This is a genomic window from Ferribacterium limneticum (assembly GCF_020510565.1).
GTDB classification, from domain to species: Bacteria; Pseudomonadota; Gammaproteobacteria; order Burkholderiales; family Rhodocyclaceae; genus Azonexus; species Azonexus limneticus_B.
In genome coordinates, this window is sequence record NZ_CP075189.1 from 2,824,720 (window position 1) to 2,847,115 (window position 22,396).

The 22,396-nt window shown below is 51.7% G+C and carries 18 protein-coding genes; all 18 read right to left on the reverse strand.

Annotated elements, in window-relative coordinates:
- Positions 1 to 310 precede the first annotated feature (310 nt).
- On the reverse strand, positions 311 to 1,162 hold the full coding sequence (locus KI610_RS13605) for a 4Fe-4S dicluster domain-containing protein (protein ID WP_226495500.1): 852 nt from the start codon (positions 1,160 to 1,162) through the stop codon (positions 311 to 313).
- Positions 1,159 to 4,134: a molybdopterin-dependent oxidoreductase gene (locus KI610_RS13610; protein WP_226495501.1), complete on the reverse strand. Its 2,976-nt coding sequence runs from the start codon at positions 4,132 to 4,134 to the stop codon at positions 1,159 to 1,161. The genes KI610_RS13605 and KI610_RS13610 overlap by 4 nt, the downstream gene beginning before the upstream one ends.
- 363 nt (positions 4,135 to 4,497) lie before the next feature.
- On the reverse strand, positions 4,498 to 4,854 hold the full coding sequence (locus KI610_RS13615; RefSeq protein WP_226495502.1) for a nuclear transport factor 2 family protein: 357 nt from the start codon (positions 4,852 to 4,854) through the stop codon (positions 4,498 to 4,500).
- Between the two features lie 117 nt (positions 4,855 to 4,971).
- Entirely contained in the window at positions 4,972 to 5,832 is an 861-nt protein-coding gene (locus KI610_RS13620) for a VOC family protein (RefSeq protein WP_226495503.1), read from the reverse strand.
- Positions 5,833 to 6,173: 341 nt separating this feature from the next.
- Complete coding sequence (locus KI610_RS13625) at positions 6,174 to 6,845, reverse strand: class II aldolase/adducin family protein (protein WP_226495504.1); 672 nt, start codon at positions 6,843 to 6,845, stop codon at positions 6,174 to 6,176.
- A 180-nt stretch (positions 6,846 to 7,025) separates the two neighbouring features.
- Complete coding sequence (locus KI610_RS13630; protein WP_226495505.1) at positions 7,026 to 7,958, reverse strand: fumarylacetoacetate hydrolase family protein; 933 nt, start codon at positions 7,956 to 7,958, stop codon at positions 7,026 to 7,028.
- A gap of 205 nt (positions 7,959 to 8,163) precedes the next feature.
- Entirely contained in the window at positions 8,164 to 9,180 is a 1,017-nt protein-coding gene (gene ilvC / locus KI610_RS13635) for a ketol-acid reductoisomerase (protein ID WP_226495506.1), read from the reverse strand.
- Between the two features lie 307 nt (positions 9,181 to 9,487).
- A complete protein-coding gene (locus KI610_RS13640; protein ID WP_404827406.1) occupies positions 9,488 to 10,189 on the reverse strand; it encodes an SDR family NAD(P)-dependent oxidoreductase in 702 nt (233 codons plus the stop codon).
- 166 nt (positions 10,190 to 10,355) lie between these two features.
- A complete protein-coding gene (locus KI610_RS13645; RefSeq protein WP_226495508.1) occupies positions 10,356 to 11,387 on the reverse strand; it encodes a universal stress protein in 1,032 nt (343 codons plus the stop codon).
- Between the two features lie 132 nt (positions 11,388 to 11,519).
- Positions 11,520 to 13,949 (reverse strand): efflux RND transporter permease subunit, encoded by a 2,430-nt coding sequence (locus KI610_RS13650; RefSeq protein WP_226495509.1) that lies wholly within the window; start codon positions 13,947 to 13,949, stop codon positions 11,520 to 11,522.
- A complete protein-coding gene (locus tag KI610_RS13655) occupies positions 13,946 to 15,061 on the reverse strand; it encodes a WD40/YVTN/BNR-like repeat-containing protein (protein ID WP_226495510.1) in 1,116 nt (371 codons plus the stop codon). Before KI610_RS13655 ends, KI610_RS13650 begins: the two co-directional genes overlap by 4 nt.
- Before the next feature lie 81 nt (positions 15,062 to 15,142).
- Entirely contained in the window at positions 15,143 to 16,495 is a 1,353-nt protein-coding gene (locus KI610_RS13660) for a DUF1329 domain-containing protein (RefSeq protein WP_226495511.1), read from the reverse strand.
- An 18-nt stretch (positions 16,496 to 16,513) separates the two neighbouring features.
- The gene (locus KI610_RS13665; RefSeq protein ID WP_226495512.1) at positions 16,514 to 18,205 is read right to left on the reverse strand and encodes a DUF1302 domain-containing protein; all 1,692 of its coding nucleotides are present in this window, start codon (positions 18,203 to 18,205) and stop codon (positions 16,514 to 16,516) included.
- A 69-nt stretch (positions 18,206 to 18,274) separates the two neighbouring features.
- On the reverse strand, positions 18,275 to 18,778 hold the full coding sequence (locus KI610_RS13670) for a VOC family protein (RefSeq protein ID WP_226495513.1): 504 nt from the start codon (positions 18,776 to 18,778) through the stop codon (positions 18,275 to 18,277).
- A gap of 36 nt (positions 18,779 to 18,814) precedes the next feature.
- Positions 18,815 to 19,846 (reverse strand): CDP-6-deoxy-delta-3,4-glucoseen reductase, encoded by a 1,032-nt coding sequence (locus KI610_RS13675; protein WP_226495514.1) that lies wholly within the window; start codon positions 19,844 to 19,846, stop codon positions 18,815 to 18,817.
- A gap of 401 nt (positions 19,847 to 20,247) precedes the next feature.
- Entirely contained in the window at positions 20,248 to 21,162 is a 915-nt protein-coding gene (locus tag KI610_RS13680) for a LysR family transcriptional regulator (protein WP_226495515.1), read from the reverse strand.
- A gap of 253 nt (positions 21,163 to 21,415) precedes the next feature.
- On the reverse strand, positions 21,416 to 21,640 hold the full coding sequence (locus tag KI610_RS13685) for a hypothetical protein (RefSeq protein ID WP_226495516.1): 225 nt from the start codon (positions 21,638 to 21,640) through the stop codon (positions 21,416 to 21,418).
- A 152-nt stretch (positions 21,641 to 21,792) separates the two neighbouring features.
- Positions 21,793 to 22,389 (reverse strand): isochorismatase family protein, encoded by a 597-nt coding sequence (locus KI610_RS13690; RefSeq protein WP_226495517.1) that lies wholly within the window; start codon positions 22,387 to 22,389, stop codon positions 21,793 to 21,795.
- Positions 22,390 to 22,396: the final 7 nt, after the last annotated feature.

Sequence of the window (22,396 nt, forward strand, 5' to 3'; positions counted from 1 at the left end):
CGAACACGCAGCAGAGGTAAATTCGCTACCTGAATATGACTGCGCACAAAGCCAAAAATTCAATCCCTTACTCAGTTTTGGCACGTAGATACCTACGTCTAGCCTAACTGTGCTGCCTTACAACGAACTTGCGGGGGGACGCGATATCGAGATGGAGGCTCATTCATTCTCTGAAGCATATTGGACTAATGAAGCCTGAGCATGCCAGCCAGCCTCGCATCCGACGGGGAGTCCGAGGAGGACTCCCATCACAGGGCGCAATTAACAAACTGAGCGAGCTGACCACCTCAGTTTGCCTCGCCCCTAAGCATCAGCCGACTCGCAACTCGACGGTGCCAATATTTACACTAGAGTGCAATTCTCCCGAGTACATAGCCTCACCGAATTCGCTGTGCGAGACGCGAACAAAGTAGGACTTGCCGCTTGCATTAAACCCATCGGCGCGAAAATCACCGAAGTGATCGGTAACGACTCGAACAACTGTTCCATTGTCAGGAAGGGAAACCTCGACTTGAGCTCCTGCTACATTGTCCAGTCTGCCATCTTGGCTACGTATTGCTACGTTTCCACCAACGAAGGCAGCCTTTGTCCGTTCAAGACCGCGATAGTAGATACGTGGACGCGTCTTCAAGAGTGGCTTTATCGTGGTCAATTGTTCTCTCTCAACGATTGCAGCCATTTCGTCATCGGAAACCTTCAGTGATCGCAATGCGCCTGTCGGACAAACTTGAACACACCGCGGCTCTTTCCAGCCACCATCGAGAAGATGTGCGTCAAAAGGCCAATGTTGTGGCAGTTGTTCTGCCTCGTTCCAAGAGATAGCACCATAGGGGCAAGAATTGACCAGTGCCTTGTTACCTTTGGCCTTAACCGGGTCGATGATCACGATACCGTCAGGACGCTTGGTCACAGCGCCCTCACCTGCCTTTATGCACGGCGCGTCATCACAATGGTTACAGGTCCGCGGAATGTAACTAACATCAACAAGCGAACCACTTCCCCGGACGACTTGGTCGATCGCGAACCACTCGTGGCCTGACGGTGGCTGAGGTGCCGAATACCCCGGAAATGCATTGCCAACGTATTCATCTTTGATCGCCAAAGCGCAATTGTTGCAATTGCAGCACTTATCGACATCGACGATCATGTTCCACTTAATCATGCTGCCTCCTTCACTACAACTCGATCCCATTTCTTTACTTCAACCAGGCAAGAGTTCGGGGATATTCCAGCTGCGGTCTGGGTCATCATGCGTCCCGGTGTCAAGAGGTTGAGACACCCCCCCCGATCCACAAGACCCTCTGGAGTTTGAATTTGATCGAACTCGGCCGCAGATCCAAAGCCCTTCACAACCCCGCTCGCCATGAGTGGCGAAATATCTACCGCACAAATCACAGTCGCGCGATCATTCTTCACAGCGACAAGATCGTGCTGCCGGAGACCACGGCTCGCCGCATCCTCAAAACTCATGCGTAGCAACCAGTAAGAGTAGCCATCGACAAGAACGCGATGATCTTTGATCTGGTTGATATGGCTGCTCTTGCCGTCGCCATAAGTATGGAAACTGTAGGCCGGATGGGCCGTTAACAGTTGCAAAGGATATTTACGGAACAGGTCACCCGAATGAGAACCTTCCCAAGACGGAATGTAGCGATTTAACGCCGGACGATCTGGGTCCTCCTTTTCAATGCGCCGTAGCGAATTCGGAACAAACTCGAATTTTCCGGACTGTGTGGGCAGGCCTTTACCAAAATACTCGGCATACTGTGACGGCAAGGGGGCCGGCTCGGGAACATCTTTCGACCTACCCTCGGCATACCAACGCATATCAACCGGTACCGGCGTCTCCTCCGGATCGGGAGGAACAACGTAATAGCCCTTCTTCACAAACTTTTTCCAACTAATCTTTTTCGGAAGATCAGAGGAATCAAAAATCCGTTTGCACCAGGTTAATTCGTCGCAACCACCTTCGGAGAATATCGCCCCAAGGCCAAGGCGACTCAGGATATCGAGGAAAATCTGATAATCGGATTTCGACTCGCCCAGCGGCTCAATACACTTGTGCTGCATCATCACCATTCGATGATTCAGCTGATTCTGATTGTGCGCAAGGAAGCCGGCACAGTTTGCCGATTCCGCAATGTCCCAGCGCTCAAACGAGGTGCAAGCCGGCAAGATGAGGTCGGCAAACTGGACCTCGTTTTCCATCCAGATGGACTGATTGACAACGAACTCCAATGACGGATGGCGAGTTGCCTCAATGTAGCGTTCCGAGTTAGCCACGGTACCGAAAGAGGAGCCCCCGAAACGATAAAGCATGTGGACCGGAGAATACCCAGGAAGCGGATAGTCATACCGCTGGAACTGTGCCTCCATGGACATGCCATCCCAAACATACCCAGAACACTTCCCTTCAATAATTCCCTCGGGAAACTGTTGGCGCGGCAAAACCTGCTTGCACGGATTCACCGACACAACATGTGGCATGCGCGTGTAGTTGTTGAACACCGATGCACTGTTGATGACGTCGCCAGAAATCCCACCCTCAGCATAACCAGGGAAGTAGAAATTGAAATCCATCGGGGTACCGTACTGCAGATTGCCAAAATTGACGCCCGGCTTGCCCCACCCCTGCATCGCCATCATCTGAACCATGCAACGAGCCCACTGAGCGCCGGTTGCGGAACGACAAATCCCGCCGTAGCCTGCGCCTAGACCACCGGCAGCCAGATAGGTTTTCTTCCCACCCCAAATCTGGGCAAGGCTTCGAACATCCTTCGCAGGCACGCCGGTTTCGGCTTCCTGCCACTCTGGTGTTTTCGGAATGCCATCGGACACGCCAAGCAGATAATCTCGCCACTCCTCGAAACCTGTGGTGTTCTTCTCTACGTACTCCCGATCGTAGACTCCATCGACAATCCACTGGTACATAATGGCAATAGCCATGGCTGGGTCTGTACCTGCCTTGATAGGAATCCACTTGCCGCCAAGAAGCTGAGCCGTCTTGTTGCAATGAGGATCGATGTGAACGAACTCAATTCCAAGGTCCTTTGCCCATAGACGGCGCTGGGTACCTTCAAAGCCTCCATAGAGACCGTTGGTAGTTTCGGGATCGCTCGACCAGAAGACGATCATCTCAGCCTCTTTGAGACAATCTTCTACCGTGCCGTAGAAACCCGGCAACCCAAGGCGAAGATTATTTCCGAAATGATGCATAGCCCCCCAATACCAGCCTTCCCAACTAGTGGGGCTGAATCCCATTCTTGTGGTGCCGATCAGGTTGCTGAAGCGCAGCAGCGAGGAAAGCCAATAGTTAATGTTGCCCCATTGCTGATGTGCCGAATGGAAAACGCCAACGGCCCCTGGCCCATACTGCGTCTTCATGCGCTGAATTTCACTAGCGACGATATCAAGTGCCTCATCCCAGCTGATGCGCTCATAACTGGACTTACCCCGGTTTTGTGGGTTCCGCTCCCCATTCGGATCAAAATCCACCCGCTTCATTGGGTACAGAATGCGCTTATCCGAATAGACCGTTGCCTTGAGCGCGAGAGCATGAGGACTTACCGTGGCCCGACGCATTGGAGTGAACGACTTGCCACGAGCGAAAATTGTCCAACTGGCGGCGTCATCGCTGCCTAAATCGATCGGCGTCATGCGGATGATCCGCCCATCCTTGACGAAAACGTAGACCGGACCGCCATTGGTCAGGTTGGTGTAGCGCACGCTTCCATCGGGCATCCGAGCCCCGCAATCCAGCCCGGCATTGTTGATCATGTTCATCAGCTGCCCGAACCAAACCAGACAATCGTCCCGCCCCATGGCCATGACCTTGAAATTCTTCAAGGCATCAATAACAAACCCATAGTTCGGGCTGGGTTTCAGCATTCCCAGAGCGATATCAACATTTTTGAAGACCATTTCTCCATCAGGCTTCGGATGAAGACCGGCGTGTCCAGTCACCTGCCCGCCCTTAATGACGAAATGCCTGGAAATACTGTTGTCACGCAATCGAAGTTGAACAACCCAGTTTCCGGTTTTCAGTTTTTGCCGAACGGATCTATGCCTCCTTGCAGCACTCCGGATGACCAAAGGCAAGGCTGTTAGAATCGTGCGGAGTACTAGTGTTTTCAAAATTATATCTCCTCATTTAAGAGCAATTATTATTTGAAGCTCAGCTGCAGGGAAAACCTAAAGCAGAATAAATAAAACCAGAAAAAAAGAGGGGCAAAAACCCCTCTAAAAGACGCGCAAGGAAATCATCAAAAAATGGGGGGAAGCTATTGCCTCCCCCCCAAAATAGCCAGGGCTAAGACTACGAACGAGAGGCGCCCTGACGCAGAGGACGGTTTGCAATACGGCCTTGCTCAATATTGAATATAGATTTACATCCACTGCCATAACTAATTAAAAATAAATCGAGTGCAGGGACCCAAGAATAAGCGCGGCCTCAACAATTTTAATAACACTCGAATCGAAAAAACCCATTCCTTGATGTCATGCAAAGACCGGAGAAATATCGATATATACCCGATAATCAATGATCAATGAACCGTTATATTTAAAAATACTGACACAAGGCAACGCTACGACTTTCTCATCCATCCGGGCGTACTCAGCAACAGATTGGCATATAACAACATTATCTTGCGACCAAATACCAGAAAAGGAGTGGCGCATACCTTTAATTGACGAGAAAAACTTTGTCAGCCCTTGCCGAACGGCATCTTTACCACAAATCGACTCATTGTTTCCCAATTGAAATTCAATATCGTCGGCAAAATAACGTAGAATCTCTTCTACACGCATGCCATCAATACTGGCGAACATTCGTTCGGTATTTTTGGAATCCATTTTTGTCTCTAAACGGCCCTTGTCTCAAGGGCTATATTCTAAAAAAGTGCGCGAAGGAGAAATTCACAACGATAAACCGATCCAAACGCGCACTCTGCTAACTCGCTGAACGAGCCCTCACTTAAACTGAGACATGTTCGGCTTTGCTCCCCAATAACAAAGGGAGGCATTTTCAAACGGGAACTGACGTGGCCGGTAAGTAGCCTCTTGCTCCGGCGTAATCTCGCGCACACCGTGCGAATACTCAAAGATAACGCCGTCAGGCCCCTCAAAATATAGGAACATTGCGCCGGATGTCGCGTGCCGCCCCGGGCCAAACTTGATCGGGATGTTGCGCTCAAGCAAGAAATAATAGGACTTCATGATGTCATCCACGCTAGCAACCTGATGGTTGATATGCTGAATCCCCTTTTTCGTATCAGGAAAAAGAGCCAGCGAGTGGTGCGTGGAAGAAACTCTCATCAGAGGAACGTGAGCAATCCAATCCGAAACTCGAGCATTGAGAATTTGGGTCCAAAATTTCTCATCCCGCTCCGGGTCAGTGGAGCAAAGGGCTGCATGATTAAACCCTGTAATGCCCGCGTCACGGCTACCATGATACCGGAGGCTACTATCATACGGACGGGCAACAATATCCAGCGAATTACCGGTGGGATCCTTCAAATTGATAAAGCCGCGAACTGCCCGCTGCTCACACTCTTCTTTCGTTCCCCGATGCACGGCATAACCTTTTTGTTCCAACTCAGCAGCAGCAGATTCAAGGTCGTTTGGATCCCACAACTCCCAGCCCACTGTCTGGTCACTCGGATCTCCATCAAAATAGCAGAGCGTATGGTCTCGATGATCGCTCTTGAGATAGGTTGCCGTGGACTCCACGCGCGCAATATCAAGGCCAACAATTTCGGTGGCAAACTTGGTCGCAAGCTCCCGATTGGCGGTTCCCAGGCGAACATAACGAACGTCGAACAATTTAATCATTTTGTCTCCCTTTTAATAAAAGTAACATCGAGGCGCCATTAAATCGCAGCCAAGCGAAGCGCCAACCGATAAAGGTCAGCCTACGCGCCGCAAATCCGTTAAGCCAACAAGTAGTTGTAATCCCACGTATTTACGGTGATGATCCCCCTTGGTTTGATCCACTAAATGAATCAACTCCCGGTTTATTGGTATGCATTACGCACCCGGCGAAGTTGGACGGGCATTCCAGAGCAAGCAAGACAGTCAGAGCGTAACGACGCCGGGTTTTGGGGCGTTTACGGCCAGTGTCTGATCACCGTTGGCCTCATGCCAATGCGCGTGACCGTTTCTCCAACACCGTATTATTCAGGGTCGCCGGCAGTGAGGTAGTCCCACATTCTCTCTGCGATCCGCCCTTGCCAAGTGGCACGATTCCTCGCCTGATCTTCACTCATTAAGGGCGATTTATCCGCCATCCCGGCAGCAAGGACAGCAAGCTCAACGCGTGCCGCATCCTCTAGAAACCAAGCCAAGGTAAGCGCCTGCTCCGGAGTTTCACCAGCAGTCACCGCACCGTTGCACCCGACAACCACCGCACATGCCCCCCCCATCGTCTGCGCCACACCGTTCGCCGCTTGATCGTTTCGAATCAGCGCAGGATCAGGCCAAAACGGAACCTGTGGATAAAAATACGAGCCAAATCCATGGCGCGCCTTCGGCGTGTAACCCATTGCCGACAGCGCAAGGACATTTGGCGAAATGAAACGACAGATTGCCCGCACTTCCGGTCGGCGTTGATAAATCTGCTGGTGCATACGCACTTCGCCCAGCACACCTTCAGGCAAATCCCCAACGACCGGCACCACGGAGCCCGCTTCGCCAGACTTGATCAACCCAGGCGACTGCGCTGCGCAAACAAGAAACGAATGTTCATCCATACGTACGCTGCAGTGCCCATACGCGTTTGCAAGGCCTCCGCGCGCAAGCGCCCTAGCCATTTTGCGAACAACAACCTGATTATTCTCGAAGTTCATCTTTAACCAATGAAAGCCCGCTTGCGCGGACTCTGAATAACATTACACGCACAAATCATGAATACATGAACAAGCACGGGATGCCTGGTCTTGACAAGTGCGTCCAGGATCAGCGCAGCTCGGCGTAGGTACCGCAATCACGACTTTCCGTGCTTACGCCCCCATGCCGAGCTGTCAGCATCAAATCACGGAATGACTCAATTCACCGATCTTCTCAACGAAAATGCGGACCTTGTCACCAGCCTTAAGAAACTCATTTCTCGCAGTTCCGACGCCGGCGGGAGTGCCCGTAACAATCATATCGCCCGGATACAAAGTAACCCGGCTCGAGAGAAATGCGATCTGTTCAGCCACGCCATAGATGATGTCACTCGTCATGGAGTCCTGCTTGATCACGTCGTTTACCCACAGCTTAATTGCGAGCTGCTCGGGATCCGGAATTTCATCGGCGGGAGTAATCCAGGGGCCAACTGGCAAGCCGCCATCAAAGCACTTTTGACCGACCCAATCGAAACGAAAGGGGGAAAATTCGGGAACCCCCTCGCGTTTCCCAAGATCTCGTGCGGAGAGATCGTTGGAAATGGTGTAACCAGCAATATAGTCAAGCGCGTTTTCCAAGGAGACATTCTTGGCCGTACGTCCAATCACAGCGACAAGTTCCGCCTCCCAATCAAACTTGGCAGTATTGGCCGGGACAGCTACTTTGGCGCCATGACCAACGACGGAACTACGGGCTGTCTTTATGAAGTGCCAAGGCTGCGGACCGACAAGATCACGCGGATCAAGGTCGCTGGGCATCTTCATCAGGTTCATCATCTCCCGAACGTGACCGTAATAATTTGCGCCAGCGCAGTAAATCGCTCCTGGATAAAGAACCGGAGCCAATAGCTCAACCCGTTCCAACGGAATTCCGGAAAGCTTATCAGCCTCGATTTTCTTGGCCACCCCCTTCAGCACTTCGGCAGCAGAATCCCAATCGCTGAGGATATCCAGTACCACAGCATACGCGGGAACGCCGGTTACTGCGGCAACGTCAAAAACCTGGTTACCAACAAGAATACCAGCCTGCGGAGTGCCACCTTCCGCTTGATAAGTTAACAGTTTATAGCTCATTGCTTTTTCGCTCCGTAATTTCAGATGACAATCGACTTGCATCGATCAGCTTCCAAAGGCTATCCGGCGCATCACCATTAATCCAACAAACAACAATGATTTCCCGAATTACCGATAGTGATCCACCTGAATTTAGTGGGCAGCCAAAAGCCTGCAACGCATTGGCTGCATACGCTTAACTCAGAGCCCGATGTACTTAGCTGAATTAATTCTTGGATTTATCGACGAGCTTTCCCGTACTCAGCCAAGGCATCATTTCACGCAATTTTTCGCCGACGACCTCTATCGGATGCTCGGCATTCAGACGACGGCGAGCCGTCATGGCCGGGTAGTTTGTGCGGCCTTCAAGAATGAACATCTTGGCGTAGTCACCATTCTGGATGCGCTTGAGGGCATTGCGCATGGCGGCACGGGACTGCTCGTTGATGACTTCTGTACCAGTCACGTACTCACCGAACTCCGCATTGTTGGAGATCGAATAGTTCATGTTGGCAATGCCACCTTCGTACATCAGGTCGACGATCAGCTTCAGTTCGTGCAAGCACTCGAAGTAAGCCATTTCCGGGGCGTAACCAGCTTCGGTCAGGGTTTCGAAGCCCATCTTGACCAGCTCGACGGCACCGCCGCAGAGAACAGCCTGCTCGCCGAACAGGTCGGTTTCGGTTTCTTCGCGGAAGTTGGTTTCAATGACGCCACCCTTGGTGCCGCCGTTGGCAGCCGCGTAGGACAGGGCGATGTCCTTGGCCTTCTTGGTGACGTCCTGGTACACAGCGATCAGGGACGGCACGCCGCCACCCTTCAGGTACTCGGAACGCACGGTGTGGCCAGGGCCCTTCGGGGCGATCATGATGACGTCCACATCGGCGCGCGGCACGACCTGGTTGTAATGCACATTGAAGCCGTGGGCAAAAGCCAAGGCAGCGCCCTTCTTCATGTTCGGGGCAACTTCTTCGTTGTACACCTGCGGAATGTTTTCATCCGGCAACAGGATCATGACCACGTCGGCGCCCTTGACGGCCTTGGCGATCTCTTCGACCTTGAGGCCAGCCGCTTCGGCCTTCTTCCAGGAAGCGCCTTCCTTGCGCAGGCCAACCGTGACCTTGACGCCGGAATCCTTGAGGTTCTGGGCGTGGGCATGGCCCTGCGAGCCGTAACCAACGATGGTGACCTTCTTGCCCTTGATGAGGGAGAGATCGGCGTCCTTGTCGTAATAAACTATCATGGGTAAGTAGAATAAATTTAAGAGGTTATAAGATCGCAATGCTGTACGACGACCGCTGAGTAAAGGCCAAATCGTTTCCCAAGCACACGAATAAGTTCGCCTTGGAGAAAATGGCCGCTTAGCTAAACAGCTACTGACAGCCACTTAGTCAGCACAAAAACCAAAGAAGTGCTGAAATAGGCGGCTTGAAATCCGCTAGAGCAGTGCAGCCCTGAGCTACGGGATCCTTGGCAAAATCAGCTCTGGATCGATGCGGTCAGCCCGCTATCGACCCCAGAGCAATCGGGGGTGAACGAAAAGATTTGATTTATACGGTGGCATATCCCCCATCCACCGTAAGGATAGAGCCGGTCATATAGGGAGACTCATCAGACGCCAAGAACAAAACCGCATAGGAGATTTCCTCCGGTTTTCCGAGACGCCGGATAAGTGTCGGACCGAGCATGGCGTCTACGACGGCAGCATCATTAAGAAACTGGGCGATCATGGGAGTCTCGACCAGCCCAGGATGGACCGCATTGACGCGTATGTTGTATTGCGCCAACTCGGCAGCGGCCGCTTTGGTCAGCGTCGTTACCGCGCCCTTTGAGGCTTGATAGGCCACCATACCTGCCGCACCAACAACACCCAATACCGACGAGATATTCACAATCACGCCACCGCCAGCATCTTTCATCACGCGGGAAACTTCCCGGATACCTAGAAATGGTCCTGTTGCATTAATCCCGAAAACCCGGTTCCAATCAGCAAGGGGTGTCTCCATGAGCGGCCCGTAGGATATGACTCCCGCATTATTCACCAGGACACTAATAGATCCGAAATGGCTTAAAACCTCTGAGATGGCGGATCTCCATTGATCCTCCTTGCTCACATCAAGCGAGACGAAAATTGCGCTGCCTCCCGCTTTGCGGATTTCCTCAACGGTCTCGTGAGCAGAGGTTTTATCGATGTCAGCAACGACCACCTTCGCTCCTTCTCTCGCGAGCAGAAGGGCGTGCGAACGACCCATTCCAATTGCTCCGCCCGTTACGATAACAACCTTACCTTCTACGCGTCCCATTGTCCTGATCCCCTTTAGTAATCAGCTTTTGCCCAACAGGGCTCTAGGAGTGGGAGGTATTCTCCCCATAACAACTTCAGCAACCACCGTCCTAAAACGTGACCATTGGAACGTGCTAGTCTTTCGACACCGGCGTAAGATTGACAATCCGTGAGAACAAATCTCGAAACTGTTCATCCGGCTCCGAACCGAAACGTGGATCGCCGTTCTTGCCAAAGGCCTCGGATATTTCATCCCAGTCATCGTCATTGAGGTACTTGCGGGCAGCAGGAATGATCGTCGTTTCTTCAAGATTCATGTGTTCCCATTGCGCATGACCAAACTGTTCAATCGCATTTGAAAACGTTTCAAGTCCCCCAACGTAACCGCCCTCGAACTGAGCCAGACATGCTTTCAGATCCGTCAGAAACTGCCCTCCGTTAGCATGCTGACGCTCCAGTTCACCAATCGCCTCGTTCACCAACTCCGTGCGCGCACGCAGCTTGCGAAAAAGGTAAGCGTCTTCCTTCGGATGGTGCAGCGCATTCGAGAAAGCCTCGACGTAATGAAGCATCCCTTTGAGCAGTCTGAAATCTTCTTCCTTTGCCTCTCGCTTACCAAGTTCTTTGACAAGGTATTGCAGTCCCTCAGACACCACTGCCAAAGAGCGATGTTCATCTTGAATAATAGCGATGGCCTTGCTTTGTGACTGCGAGGCAATATTCCGCGCCACCGACCAAACGAGCACCGGGATAACCGAATTCGTGAGTACCTTGAGTGTTTCGGAACCTAGCATCAGACCAGCTATGCTTCTTGCTCCCCGCGAGGCCATGAAGATCAAGTCACACCCCTCAACCTCAGCTGCGTGAAGAATTGCCTCATACGGTTTGTCGCTAACTTTGCTCAGCGAACGACATTCAACACCGCACGCTCGTGCAGCGGCTTCCGCTTTCGCCAGTAAAGCACGCGTCTGACCGGCCGCCTCCATCGCGAAATGGCTGGGTGAAATAGTACGGAAGAGCGCACCATCTCCCGTAACACCATAGTCCTTCGGCGCATTGAAAAATGTGATGCGTGCACCTGCATCACGGGCAAACTCAACTGCACGCCCGACCGTTTCGACAGACAATTCAGAGCCGTCGAGGGGTACCAACAAATGACGGTACATAGATGTCTCCTGTCACATTTCATCAAAAATTTTTTGCAACGCCAACCCCTGCGCCAGCCTGGCATCCAAGCAAAATTGAGCGCGCCGCTTTATTCTGCTAAAGGCGAAGGGGGGGCGTTGGTGTGTTTGAGCTCAGGTCCGCGCAACCGTCGTCGTGAATGCCACGTCCTTGATGACCGTGCTGCGTTTTGGTTTGAGGAAGAATTGAGCCAGGGCCGGCAGCAAAATCAATGCCCCGAGCATGTTTAGGATAAACATGAACCCCAACAGGATCCCCATGTCGGCCTGGAACTTAATCGGTGAAAAAGCCCATGTTGCCACAGCGATACCCAGTGTGATGCCGGTAAGAACCACCACTCTGCCAGTGAAAAGCAGAGCCTTGTAGTAGGCCTGTGACAAGGTAAGCCCTTGGCGCAGATGGGCCAAGGTCACCGAAAGCACGTAAAGCGCGTAGTCCACACCAATACCAACACCTAGCGCGACTACGGGCAAGGTAGCCACCTTGACACCGATCCCTAAAGCAACCATCAATGCCTCGGCCAGCACCGTTGTCAGCATTAGCGGCAGAATCGCACAGACTACGGCACGCCAGGAGCGAAAGGTAATAAATGCCAGCATGCTCACTGCCACATAAACCAATATCAACATTTGCGTATTGGCTTTCTTAACCACGATATTGGTCGCAGCCTCAATCCCTGCATTGCCGGCAGCGGAAAGGAACTTGATATTGTCGGTATCGTTCTTGGCAGCAAACGTATCGACCGCTTTTACGACACTATCAAGGGTATCGGCTTTGTGGTCCTTCAGATAGACATACACTGTGAGCAGATCGCAATTCTGATTAAAAAGCTCGCGTGGTGCGCGGTACACGATGGAGTTAAGCATGTCCTGCGTGCGAGGAAGCTCAAACCACAGAAGGCTTCCTTCATTCATAGGAGCAGCCACCGCCTTTGCCGTGCTGGCGAAAGAGTTGGTCGATTCCACCCCTGGTAGTTGCTGCAGCTCCCATTCCAAGGCTTCGACGAGCGCCAGCGTTGAGTACAGGGTGCATTCGAACTGCGGCGTCCTTACCATCACCACATATGTGTCGCTGCTCGCCGCATAGTTGGTGACCAAGAAAGAATTGTCACGGTTATAGCGCGAATCACGGCGTAGTTCCGGAGCCCCCGGCTCGAGGTCGCCAATCTTGAGGCCGAGGCTGACAACGAAGCCAGCGCCACCAAGAATCAGCGCCACAAGCAAAGCAACACTGGCCCACTTACGCTCTGTGAAGAGGTCGAGGAAGGCCCAAAACGGATGTTTCTTTTGGGGTACGAGGTCCTCATCCAATTCCGATTTGAGGCTACGCTGCGCTGCAGAGATGCTCACCCCAGAGAATGAAAGAAGGATTGGCAACAGCACCAGGTTGGTGAAAATCAGCACAGCCATCCCGATCGATGCTGCGATCGCCAACTCCTGAATCACCTGGATTTCAATGACCATAAGTACCGCGAATCCAACCGCATCAGCCAGCAAGGCAGTCATTCCGGCCAGGAACAAGCGGCGGAAAGTGTAACGTGCTGCAACCAGTTTATGCGTCCCACGGCCAATATCCTGCATGATGCCGTTCATCTTCTGCGCGCCGTGGCTCATCCCAATAGCGAAAACCAAGAACGGCACAAGGATCGAATAGGGATCAAGTTCGTAGCCCAGCGTCGGCAGCAGGCCGAGGAGCCACAACACAGCAATCAACGAGCAAGTCACCACGAGCAGTGTGCTACGCATGCAACGCGTATACCAGTAGAGAACTGCGGTGCAAATCCCAATAGCAGTTGCAAAAAACAAAAGCACCTGCTGCAGTCCGTCAATCAGATCCCCTACAACCTTGGCAAAACCAGTGACATGGATTTTGATGGAGTCTGATTCGTATTTCTGCCGCACTTTCTCCAACTGCTGGCTGAACTCGTGATAGCTGATTCTATTGCCAGCAGAATCTCGCTCAAGCAAAGGTACCAGAATCACACTTGATTGATAGTTACCGGCAACTAGTTGACCGACCTGACCAGAGCGCTCGATATTGGCACGCAGTTGCTCCAGGCTGTCCGCCGAGCCATCATAGCCATCCGGAATAACCGGGCCACCTTCTAGGCCCTCTTCAGTCACGCCAAGCCATCGGGTCGATGCCGTCCAAAGAGATCTCATGAAAGGCCGATCCACTCCGGGAAGCAGAAATATCTCGTCATTTAGCTTTTGCAGAGTCTCGAGATAGGTCGCGTCGTAAATCGTTCCCTTAGTATTCTCGACGGCTATCCGCAGGGTATTACCTAATCCTGAAAGTTCGCTTTTGTTGGCGAGATAATTAACCACGAACGGGTGCTTGACGGGGATCATCTTTTCGAAGCCAGCATTCAGGGAAAGCTTTGTGGCCTGAAAACCAAGGATGATCGTAATCAGTAAGCAGATAACAACTACCATCCAGCGGTTGTTGAACAGCAAGCGTTCAGCAAGTACGCCGGAATTTCGATCGAAGTCCTTGAATTCACGCATGACTTCTAGTTGCGGTTTTAATATTTCGGGATTCATTTGTTTTCTTCTACAAGCTTTATTGAAGGCGACAGCCGCTTAATGCCCCGCACGCCGGCAAGAAGTACGCTACCGTCTTTAGCCTGAACAGCCCCCGCGATAAGCGAAGGCTGATCCTCCTTCTTTAGGCGATCGAAATGACGACCTCCGTCGTTGCTCTTCAGGACAAGTCCGGTCTCATCAATCAAGAGCAGAGAGTCGTCGGCCAAACGCAGACCCGCCACCAACGTACCAAGCCCACTGGTTTCAATCTTTTGCCAAGCATGACCAGCGTCGCCCGACCAAAAGGCATTTCCACGGAGCCCATGCACCACCAGTTCCCCGTTTGCGCCATCAAGTAGACCAAAATAAGTTCCAGCATAAGGTGTCGTCACCTCGGTAAATGATTTGCCACCATTGGTTGATTTGACGAGAACACCTTGCTCTCCGGCAATGAAAAGATCATTTCCGGTAGAGTGGATCCGGTAGAGATGCCTCCCTAGCGGATTAGGAATTTGATGTAATATTGGCTGCCAATGCTTACCACCGTCTTCAGTGGCAAATGCGAGCCCGTAGGCACCAACAATCAGGCCGTGATTCGCGTCCGGAAAATAGACATCGAGGAAAGGCTTGTCCGGGCCATCAGCCACTAAACGCTCAGCCTCTGCTGCCAGCTTCTGCACATTCACGCGCCCTTCGGTGCCCTGCGACCGCACAGCTTCGAGCACGAGAGCAGCAGCTTTCTTACCGTCCAGCTGGCTGATCCAGGTTTCACCACCATCTTCGCTATGCAATACGACGCCGCCATGCCCGACAGCCCACCCTAACTTGCTGTTGACGAACCACACCCGGGTAAGCGTGACGCTGACAGGAACTTTTGCCTGGCGCCAAGAAACTCCACTGTCGTCAGACAACAGGACAATGCCGCGCTCCCCTACGGCAACGATGCGCCCATCGGCACGAGCAAGAGATAGCATCGCCCGGCTACTAGCCCGCGCACTAAGGATGGCGGGACGCTGCAGCACGTCAGACTCGGCATACGCAGGCGCCTGGAGCGTTGCACTCGTGATGAAGATAAAAGGGAGCGCGAAGACAGCTCTCGCCATCCGCACCATCCTGAATGTCATTTTCATTGCTTATTTCTCAGTGGAGCGGGACGGAGCCGCTCTGCTGGGCGCCCCCGTCCTTAACATCAATCGATACAGTTCGAAACGTCAGCGAATGCCCTGACCTGCCAATGCGTCTGGCGTGAAATAGCTGTCCGGTACGCGAGGAACGGATTTATAGATATTCCCCTTCGAAAGATTGAATCCAGAAGAAACAAAAGTACCGGTCAACAAGTTGTACACCACCAAGGGATATGCCATCTCATTTCTCTGCGCTTCAAAAAGGATGTGCGGCGTTGAATGATTCGTCCGCCACAGCTGGCCCTGAGCATCCCAACCTTCACCGATCACGGCACCCCAAGTATCCTCATCCAGATAGAAGCGGCGCTTCGGCACCACATGGCGCTTGCCTGGTGCAAGCGTAGCTTCCACTACCCAAACACGGTGCAGTTCCCAACGCAATACATCTGGATTCAGGTGATAGGGCGCCAGCCGTTCCTCAGGTGACTTTTGGACGTATTTATTGTCGTTGTAAGGAATATAGAGCTCTTTCTTCCCGATCAACTTCCACTCATAACGATCGAGATCACCCAGGAAAACGAAGGCTTCGTCAAAGTACTGTTGACCAGAATTGACATCATCTGGTGTGTCGTAGCCGATAGTGGGCGCTTTTCGAACCCGGCGCTGCCCAGTCAGATACTGCCAAGCCTGGCGCGGCTGATCAACATAGTCATGAATGATGAATGCTTCACCAGACTTGAAGGGGGGATCGGTCTGCTGCACAAACCACTGCTCGTAAAGGCCTTTAAAGGTTTCTAGCGAGCCGTTTTTGTCGTAATAGGGGAACTGATACGTACTTTGACCCTTGGTGACTAAAACGTGCTTACCATCTGAGTTTCCGGTGTAATTTTCGAAACTATGGGTATTAGTTACACCATTCCACTTCAAACGGTGGTTATGCATTGCTTCGTAACCATCTTTGGGAATGGGGAAAGGAATACCGCCGTACGCCCCTTCCACCCCATAGCCACCTCGCGTAGTCTTGGCGCGTGTCGAATTTTTGAACGTGTTATCAAACACCCACTGCGGCGCTGCTGCTGTACGATGGGTCGGATAAACATCAACGCGATACGTCGGATATTTCTTCAATAGCGCCTTGGTGCCTTCAGCCAGCTTATCCGCATACTGATCCATGTTTTTTGCCGTAATCGAGAACAATGGCTTCTCGTTCGCGAACGGATCGGGGCGAGGATCGCCGGACTGGTAGCCAGCCGGAACCTTCGTATAACCACCATCCCACGCGGGAATTGTCCCTTCTTTATTTCCGGCCTTTTCAGCGCCGAATGGGGTGAGATCGCGTTTCAGACGTGCCGCTTCTTCTGGAGTCACGGCAGCCCATGCGAATTGCGCAGAGAGCAGCGCCCCCAAAGCAAGCGCGATAACTTTTTGATTCATTTTCATATAGTCCCCTGCTTCAAATTACCAAGTCGTTTGTACGGAAAACGATAGGAAGTCACGATCCTTCAAGCTCTGCTGAAACGACAGGTGCGCGTTCGTATCGAATGCGCCACCGATATCCCCAAGGAAGTGCGTGTAATTCAGGCGCAGTGTCCATTGCTTCTGATAATCTCCGACGAGGCCAATACTGAAATCGCCACCTTTATCAACACCACCATTAAACTGAGGAACAACAGATGAACGCCCCTTAGGGTTATATCCAAGACCGATTGGCACCTTTAGGTCAAGACCTGCAAAAACTTGATAATAGCTTGGTTGAAAAAGCATGCGAAAACCCCAAGCATCACGAGTGGAATTCGGATCCAGAGTGCCATGTGGATCACTATCGACACTTAGACGCCTATTCCACGCAACCTCTGCAAGTAGATCACCACCTTGCCAAAGACTGCTTGGCGGCAATAAATAGATTGCAGAAAGATTCAAATGAGCGGACTTACCCACAGGATAGCCAGGATTAGAACTATTATCGTGAGTTAAAAATGGATTTGGGGAACCAGGATTTACTAGGGGTGTGTTGTGCCGGATAGATGCCTCACCTCCAATATTTGCGTCACCCAGCGTCGTGCTAAAACTAGCACCAAAAGCACGAATGCCTTCCGCATAAGCAAGACTATATCCAACAGGAGCAACTGCACCACCCAATACAGGATTTGAACCAATATTTATATATACATTCGGGTTTTTGTCATGATATCGAATAGCATAAAGACCGTACTCAGCATCATACCCTTCCGGCCGGAAGCGAATCTGAAATCCAAATTGACCGTCGTCGCTCGGCATGTGATCCTGTAAATGGGCCTCTTTTCCCCATGGGAAAATAAAATTCTCACCGCCAGTTACAAATAGGTCTTCATTCGAAAGATAGCTACCGACTGCCGGAATTCGATTCCCTGCCCATTTGTACTGATAATACGCACCAAATGATACATTTGAATTTAGTTGAAACTGACCTGACACTTGACCTACAGGACGAATCAACTCTTTAAACTGGCTACTAGGCACAGAAAGAAGCTTGATGTAATCCATTGGCGCTTGGCCACCAGCAATCCCGTTGGCACCAAAGAAAAGTGTTTCGCCCCAAAGAACGCTATGCCTGCCGGCTCGAATCGAAGCGTTTTTATCACCACCCAATTCGAATTTACCGAACACAAAAGCATCAAGCAATTCAGCCTTGCGACCTTGAAGATCTTGCGTGTTAGATGTGAAATTATTATATGAAACCGATGATGAATTATTAGTTAAAGCATCATTGCTATCATTAGACTTGTTATAAACCGTATCGTACCAAGCAGCAGCACTTACACGCGCACCAAAGTTTTGGTAAGTAACATCAAGCTCTGTAAAAATATCGGCGCGATTTGAGACAATACCTTTTTTGAAGTTGTTATCACCATCATTCTGATTCGCATTGTTTGGATTTACAGCTGGGCTCGTAAGGCGACTATCGGGATCTTTCAGGCGCAACATGGTTGAATACTTTGCAGTCGTATCCCATCGTGCCTTGAAATCTGATTCACCAGTATTAATCTCAAAAGCATAAACCGTCGGAACTACAGAAATCGAAGCTAAGGCAGAAGCGACAATTACCGTAATTAAACGCGGCCGACACGCCGCTTCCCTTGCCCCAGAAAAAAACCGAGTTTTTCTGACCATATCTCCTCCTTATATTAATAAAATCATGCCACTTTAAAACCCACAACTAAAATTCGGAAAACAGAAAATCTAAAGCGCTTTACCATCCATCGTAAATCGGTCCCCAAAATCGAACATATCCTCGTTCTGAACCCCGCCCCAGTAATGCTGAATTTCCCACCAGTTATGATCGAGGTCGACGAAAAAGAATGAATAAACGCCGTGTTCGCGTTTGGGCTCGAAGATTTTCCGTATGCCATATTTTTCCTGGCAACGAAGCGCCTCTTGATAGGCGCGATCAACCTCCTCATCCGAGCGAACATCAAGCCCCCAGTGATTGAGCATATGGACCGGCTTCAGAGCCTCACCAACCTCCACACAGACAATATGAGACTTGAGTCCGCAACGAATCGCCATCGTCGAGGCACCGTGCCGTACGCATTGCATCCCTAAGAATTCCTCATAAAACCGGCGTGATGCCTTGAGGTCGTAAACTTCCATTGTCCCGTGGGACATTACGTAAGGTTTGACGATTGAGGCCTCGTTTTTAGGATCGGCCACCCCATCCGGGATCATTTCTCTGGTTGCACTCACAGACTTCTCCTTTAGCAATTAATCTGCAATTGATGGTTAAAGCGCGCGATCGGCTTCTGTAAGGAACGAATCTGCGAAAAACTCGTCAGGAAGCAAGCGGCATTCTTTAGTGAAGTCGTTTTTCGCGGCATCGACCATCACCGGCGCCCCGCACGCATAAACTTGATAACCGGAGAGGTCCGGATGGTCTTGCATCACAGCGTGGTGGACAAACCCGGTCCGCCCGGCCCAATCACATGCAGCAGAGGCGTCAGAGAGGACGGGAACGAACTTGAAATGCGGATTCTCTTCAGCCCATTTCTGTGCCAACTCAAACTGGTAAAGGTCTGCTTTTTTCCGCCCGCCCCAGTAGAGTGTCATCGGACGCGAAATCTTCTTGTTTAGCGCAGACAGGACGATCGATTTGATCGGCGCGAACCCGGTGCCGCCAGCCAGAAGAATGATGGGTTTAGGGCTTTCCTCGCGCAGAAAAAAGGTTCCCAGCGGCCCCTCAAAGCGCAGCAGATCGCGCTCTTTCAGGGCCGAAAATACGTGGTCGGTAAAGAGCCCGCCTGGCACATGGCGCACGTGCAGCTCAAGCCCGATCACGCCTTCCGGTGACGGCGCCGTAGCAATGGAATAAGCGCGGCGCTGCCCATCCTTCAGAATAAACTCAAGATGCTGCCCACCGGCGAAACGCAGGTTCTCGTTCATTGGCAACCGAAGCTGCATGACCACCACGTCCGGAGCCGCTCTTTCGAGCTTGATGACTCGACAAGGCACTTCCCTGGTTCTAACCCCTTCCAGCCCACCAAGTTCGTTCAACTCGATTACCAGATCGCTTAACGGCTTTGCCTGACAAAGCAGAGCATGACCTGTCGCTTTTTCGGAGTCCGGCAGATATTTCGGAAGGACATTACCAAAGTCGACGGCGCCTTCCAGGACCCTTCCCTTGCAGGTAGAACACAAACCGCCCTTACAGTTATGGGGCATAAAAACACCCGCCTTCAGGCCAGCCTCCAGAACCCGTTTTCCATCCGGCACCACAAACGTGTGACCGCTTGGCTTGAGTGTGACTTGGAATGCCATGGATCGTCTCCCTATCTAGTTAGAATGCATTCACTCTCGGCCTGCATACAGCGAGTCTGCTCTCCTTTATTAGCGACTCTCGCAGCCCAAGATTTATCAATAGGCTATCCACTCAATAGTTATGAATCCAACAAACAGTTATGATTACTGGAATTCACGTGAGTGATTGCGCCAACTTCATTGACATGATCCGAAGTACAACAGACCTTGACGCGCCGCTCCTCTGCACAAACACGCCATGTAGGCTAGACAAATTTCCCACCCCTTCGATTCCAAGACATGTAGGCATTCCAAATGCGCGCAAACATTCAGTTCGCCAACCTAGTGGCACCAAATAGATTGGACGCAAGCCCCTTTGACTCGGTGCTTTGAGTATTCAAAGGGTGGGAAAATGCGAACGATTACTCGCGAAATAGCAAGGCAAAAGTTGTACGTAGCCAGGCATGTCCAGGGTCCTTTTGGCATCGCCCATGCCACTGCTGCGTAATGTTGTAGACGGGAGATTCAAACGGTAGGGGAAATACACGGAGATTAGGGTAGGCACTGAAGGTATCCCCGAGGCGGCTAGGTACCGCTATAACAAAATCAGAGTGGGTTATGACAAGTCCGATTCCTGTCGAATGAGCGAGTCGCAAGGCGACCCGCCGTTCCACACCATGCGCCGCGAAGAGTTTCTTAGCGGCATCTTCGAAGATGGAGTGGCTGCCTCCAGAGGGCCGATACTCAGCATGCGCGGCGGACAAATATTGACCGAGAGCCAGATGATCGCGAATCGTTGGGTGATCAGCACGGACAAGGCAGACAAAGGTCTCCCGTTTTAGCCTCTGATTGTAAATTCCGTCTCCAAGGTCTTTGAGAAACCCGATCGCCAGATCTACCTCTCCTCGCGCCAACAGACCAGGCGCCTCTTGCGGTGTTGCCTCGATCGTTTCAAGGTTGATATGCGGAGCTTCGGTCCGAAGATAATTGAGCAAAGGTGGCAGCATGATCATCTGCCCTATATCGCTCATGCAGAGACGAAAAGTTCTCTCACTGTGACGTGCGTCAAACTCACCACGATCCTCGACCACATTCCGAATTTGAAGTAGCGCGGACTGAATCGTTTCCGCCATTTTCTCAGCACGCAGTGTAGGCATCATGCCTTCCTGAGTCTTCACGAAGAGCGGATCGTCAAACGCCAATCTCAGGCGCTTAAGCGCATTACTTACCGCCGATTGGGTAAGCCCCATTTGCTCCCCTGCCAACGTAGTACTATGCGTGCGTAGTATTGCGTCGAACACGAGCAACAAGTTGAGATCGAGTGTATTTATATTCATGATGCCTCCTCCATAGGCTGGCTTTAACCGAAGCGTTGCCGGAGGAGAGTCCACCAGCCACTACGAGTTATCGCCACCATCAGGAAAAACAGGGGAAGTGCCTCTCGCCTCTCCCCTCCGTATTGGGCCAGCCACAGGTTCAAAATTCACCTGAAAGCCGCTCGATGCTGGTTACCTCACCAACTCCTGTTTTCAACTATGACTGGGGTCATTTCTCGCCGCCCGCCCAATCACGCTGACTATATTTTTGCGTTTATCGCTTTTCGGATTTGAAAAGAGCCTTCATCAACAGCCAAACAATATTGAAAGCTTTCTTGAACCAAACCATTCGTACTAACACCCATATTTCTTTTGGCGGCACGAAGGCTTTCATAGGTATGCCCCCCATGATCTTTCCTTCGAACACAATCTTGTCGCCGACAATCCGGATGTCCGAAACCTCCATCAATGGCGCGCCATCCGCCGTTGTAATTTTCATCACAATTCAACCCTCCTTCGTCTCATAGGTTTCTGTTCTCAGCCGCCGTTCCCCCATGTGGTCACTTCTCGGCGGCGGTGCTTTCGCGATCAAAAATAGCTACGCCGAGGTCCCGACAGCAGACCCCGGCGAAGTTAAGCCGCTCCTCAGGATTACTCCGACAGCAGCTCCTGAAGCGCACCAATGACAGCCCCCATCAGTTCACCACCTTCCGGGGTGGTCCAGTTGCGCGCAAGTTCGGCAACGGCCTGAATTGTGCTGGTCACAACAGCACCGGCTTGTTCCATTCGGCGCAAGGAAACATCATCGGCAAACTTGGTCGGCGAACCACCCGCATCGGCCACCACTTGCACCTCGTAGCCTTGCTGAATGGCGGTCAGTACCGGGAACACGGTGCACACGTCGTTCGTCACACCAGCGATCAGCAGATTCTTGCGACCCGTCGCCTTGACCGCTGCAGCAAAGTTCTGGTCGCCCATCGCATCGACAATGCCGAAGCGCTTGATTCGTGCGGCATGGGCTTCCGGCAGAATCTCAGCAAGTTCGCTGATGAGCGGGCCCTGGGCATACTCTTCCATGCTTGACGTAAGAATGACGGGTATATTGAGAATCTTGGCGGCCTTCGCCAGCAATACCGCATTACGCTTCAATTGCGAGGCGGGAATGGAGCGAACCCAACCCATCGTTCCTACTTGGTGATCGATCAGCAACATTGCCGTGTTGCTGGCACTAAAAAGTTCCTTTGTCATACTAAGT

Excerpts from the sequence above, each read along its gene's own strand:
- KI610_RS13665 (WP_226495512.1), bottom strand. The coding sequence starts at position 18,205 with ATGGTCAGAAAAACTCGGTTTTTTTCTGGGGCAAGGGAAGCGGCGTGT.
- KI610_RS13690 (WP_226495517.1), bottom strand. The coding sequence starts at position 22,389 with ATGACAAAGGAACTTTTTAGTGCCAGCAACACGGCAATGTTGCTGATC.
- ilvC (WP_226495506.1), bottom strand. The coding sequence starts at position 9,180 with ATGATAGTTTATTACGACAAGGACGCCGATCTCTCCCTCATCAAGGGC.
- KI610_RS13630 (WP_226495505.1), bottom strand. The coding sequence starts at position 7,958 with ATGAGCTATAAACTGTTAACTTATCAAGCGGAAGGTGGCACTCCGCAG.
- KI610_RS13660 (WP_226495511.1), bottom strand. The coding sequence starts at position 16,495 with ATGAAAATGAATCAAAAAGTTATCGCGCTTGCTTTGGGGGCGCTGCTC.
- KI610_RS13625 (WP_226495504.1), bottom strand. The coding sequence starts at position 6,845 with ATGAACTTCGAGAATAATCAGGTTGTTGTTCGCAAAATGGCTAGGGCG.
- KI610_RS13615 (WP_226495502.1), bottom strand. The coding sequence starts at position 4,854 with ATGGATTCCAAAAATACCGAACGAATGTTCGCCAGTATTGATGGCATG.
- KI610_RS13675 (WP_226495514.1), bottom strand. The coding sequence starts at position 19,846 with ATGGCATTCCAAGTCACACTCAAGCCAAGCGGTCACACGTTTGTGGTG.
- KI610_RS13605 (WP_226495500.1), bottom strand. The coding sequence starts at position 1,162 with ATGATTAAGTGGAACATGATCGTCGATGTCGATAAGTGCTGCAATTGC.
- KI610_RS13620 (WP_226495503.1), bottom strand. The coding sequence starts at position 5,832 with ATGATTAAATTGTTCGACGTTCGTTATGTTCGCCTGGGAACCGCCAAT.
- KI610_RS13650 (WP_226495509.1), bottom strand. The coding sequence starts at position 13,949 with ATGAATCCCGAAATATTAAAACCGCAACTAGAAGTCATGCGTGAATTC.
- KI610_RS13685 (WP_226495516.1), bottom strand. The coding sequence starts at position 21,640 with ATGAAAATTACAACGGCGGATGGCGCGCCATTGATGGAGGTTTCGGAC.
- KI610_RS13645 (WP_226495508.1), bottom strand. The coding sequence starts at position 11,387 with ATGTACCGTCATTTGTTGGTACCCCTCGACGGCTCTGAATTGTCTGTC.
- KI610_RS13655 (WP_226495510.1), bottom strand. The coding sequence starts at position 15,061 with ATGAAAATGACATTCAGGATGGTGCGGATGGCGAGAGCTGTCTTCGCG.
- KI610_RS13680 (WP_226495515.1), bottom strand. The coding sequence starts at position 21,162 with ATGAATATAAATACACTCGATCTCAACTTGTTGCTCGTGTTCGACGCA.
- KI610_RS13640 (WP_404827406.1), bottom strand. The coding sequence starts at position 10,189 with ATGGGTCGTTCGCACGCCCTTCTGCTCGCGAGAGAAGGAGCGAAGGTG.